This is a genomic window from Devosia sp., from assembly GCF_028290645.1.
In the GTDB taxonomy this organism is placed as follows: Bacteria; Pseudomonadota; Alphaproteobacteria; order Rhizobiales; family Devosiaceae; genus Devosia_A.
Genome location: NZ_JAQGJL010000215.1, coordinates 1 through 2,599 on the forward strand (window position 1 = coordinate 1; position 2,599 = coordinate 2,599).

Sequence of the window (2,599 nt, forward strand, 5' to 3'; positions counted from 1 at the left end):
GATGGTGTCGGAAGAGCACATCACCGCGTTCGGCTGGGCGAGCCCGCAGGAAATCGACGACGTCATGGCGCTCGCCATTCGCGTCAATGACTTCCTCTCAGGCCTGTTCATGGGCGTCGGCATCCAGCTCGTCGACTTCAAGATCGAGTGCGGCCGGCTCTATGACGGCGACCTGATGCGAATCGTCCTCGCCGACGAGATCAGCCCCGACAATTGCCGGCTGTGGGACATCAAGACCCGCAACAAGCTCGACAAGGACCGCTTCCGCGAGAATCTCGGCGGGCTGGTCGATGCCTATCGTGAAGTGGCCCAGCGCCTCGGTATTCTTGTGGAGACCGACAACGCGTTGACCACCGGTCCGCGACTCGTGCAATAGCGCCAAAGCGGGGTGACAGCGCCCCGCCTGTTTCGGGAATTTCGATGAAGGCCCGCGTCACCGTCACGCTCAAATCCGGCGTCCTCGATCCGCAGGGTCAGGCGATCCAGGGTTCGCTGAAGAGCCTCGGCTTTGCCGGGGTCGGCGCCGTTCGACAGGGAAAAGTGTTCGACCTCGAGCTTGGTGCATCCGATTTGTCACAGGCCGAGGCCAATGTCCGGGCCATGTGCGACAAGCTCTTGGCGAACACCGTCATTGAAAACTACACGATAGAAATCACGCCTTAAGACTCACCCGCTTATGTTGCTGGCCGCTCGCGTAGCCATGAGCCAGTACCAGCAAAGACCATCCAGATGCTCAAGACATTCTCCCTGTCGATCGCCTTCTTCCTCACGCTCGGCCTGCTCTTCGCCGCGTACGCGTCGGTCCCGGTCTAACGCCATCCATAGCCTCCGCTGCTCCTCCGTGGCATTTCTGCCACGTGAGTGCGGCTGCCGTCATCTTCGTCACCAAATAGTCGCAAGCCCGCATCAGGCATGGAATTAACCGTGCCGGTTCAGACTCCATTCAGCCATCGGGGTGCATTGGAGCCATGCACGGCCCGAGACTATCCGGACGCCGCGAACCGACCTAAGACCCGCTCCAACCCCAGCGCCTCCCGCGCCGACCTACGAATTGAAGATGATCAAGACCTTTTCGCTTTCCGCCCTGTTTTTCATGACCGTCGGCATGCTCTGCGCGACGCACATGACGCTGCCGTTCTGAGGCGCGAATGACGGTCCGGCGAGGCGCCGGACCGATACCCCGACGAGCTCGACGCCGGGGACGCACTTGCCAAGGCCGGGCTCCCCGTAGCGCCCTGCCCCGAGCCCCAGCCGATAAATCCTTAGCTGTTAAGCAAATGGCTTAAGCCTATTTGCAGCCTTTCGTTTTAGTCCGGGCAGGCGACGCTAGAATGCGACACTTGCTCCGGAGCTAAGCATGGCCAACGCCACCAACCGCCTCGATTGGGTAGACGCCGCAAAGGGCCTCTCCATCATTCTCGTCGTGATGATGCACTCTGCCTATGGCGTGGGCGAGGACCTCAACGGCACCGGCGTTCTGCACTACGTCATCGGCTGGGCGACGCCCTTCCGCATGCCGGAATTCTTCCTGATCTCGGGCCTGTTCCTGAGCCAGGTGATCGCGCGGCCGTGGATGGCCTATGCTGACCGCCGCATCGTCCACTACCTCTATTTCTACGCGCTCTGGGCCGTGCTGCAGATCGGCTTCAAGGTCGGGCTCGGTACCGGCGATGTCGGCAGCGTTGCCAGCCAGCTGGCCTGGGCCATCGTCGAGCCCTATGGCGTGCTGTGGTTCATCTACATGCTGGCGGTCTACTCGCTGGCAGCCAAGCTCCTCTACACCTTCAAGGTGCCCCACTGGGCTGCCTTTGCGGTCGCCGCCGCACTCCAGATCTTCCCGGTCACCACCCACATCACGTTGATCGACTACTTCGCCGCCTACTTCGTCTACTTCTACGCCGGCTACGCCTTCGCCCCGCTGGCGTTCCGCATCGTCGCCGCGGCCCAATCGAAGCCGCTCTACGCAGCGCTGGCGCTCGGCGCCTATGCCCTGATCGAGGGCTACCTGGTGTTTGCCGGCGGCGCCGAAATGCACCCGCGCGGCATCACCATGGGCTATGCCGCCCTGCCCGTCGTCCATCTGGCTCTGGGGTTCATCGGCTCGCTCGCCGTGTGCCTCACCGCGGCCTTGTTGATCCGGCTGCCCTGGATGGGCTGGCTGCGCTGGCTCGGCGAACACTCGATCGTCGTCTACCTGAGCTTCTCCATCCCGATGGCGGCAAGCCGGACGCTGATCCTCAAGACCGGGCTCATCACCGACGTCAGCACCGTCAGCATCATCGTCCTCTCCACAGCGCTCCTCTCGCCGCTGGTGCTCTACTGCCTGATCCAGAAGACCGGCTGGGGCAAATTCCTGTTCGAGCGCCCCGCCTGGGCCCACCTCCCCGGCAGCCTCGGCTACCGCAAGCTCGCGCCGGTTACGCAGCCCGCGGAATAAGCCACGCGCTCCGACTCGCCTTCTCCCCTTGAGGGAGAAGGTGGCCGAAGGCCGGATGAGGGGTCCGCAACCGCAGGTTGCGCGATCGGAGCGAAGCGACGAGCGACGAAGCGGGCGAAGAGAACGCCTCATCCGCCCTTCGGGCACCTTCTCCCACAAGGG

3 protein-coding genes are annotated in these 2,599 nt (G+C 63.2%); all 3 read left to right on the forward strand.

Annotation, left to right across the window (positions count from 1 at the left end; genetic code table 11):
* Positions 1 to 376 (forward strand): phosphoribosylaminoimidazolesuccinocarboxamide synthase (locus JWQ89_RS12205; protein WP_299641370.1); only part of this gene is annotated, 376 nt, incomplete at its 5' end.
* Between the two features lie 44 nt (positions 377 to 420).
* Positions 421 to 663: a phosphoribosylformylglycinamidine synthase subunit PurS gene (gene purS / locus JWQ89_RS12210; RefSeq protein ID WP_299641372.1), complete on the forward strand. Its 243-nt coding sequence runs from the start codon at positions 421 to 423 to the stop codon at positions 661 to 663.
* A gap of 694 nt (positions 664 to 1,357) precedes the next feature.
* Positions 1,358 to 2,437 (forward strand): acyltransferase family protein, encoded by a 1,080-nt coding sequence (locus JWQ89_RS12215; protein WP_299641374.1) that lies wholly within the window; start codon positions 1,358 to 1,360, stop codon positions 2,435 to 2,437.
* The last annotated feature ends 162 nt before the right edge of the window (positions 2,438 to 2,599 follow it).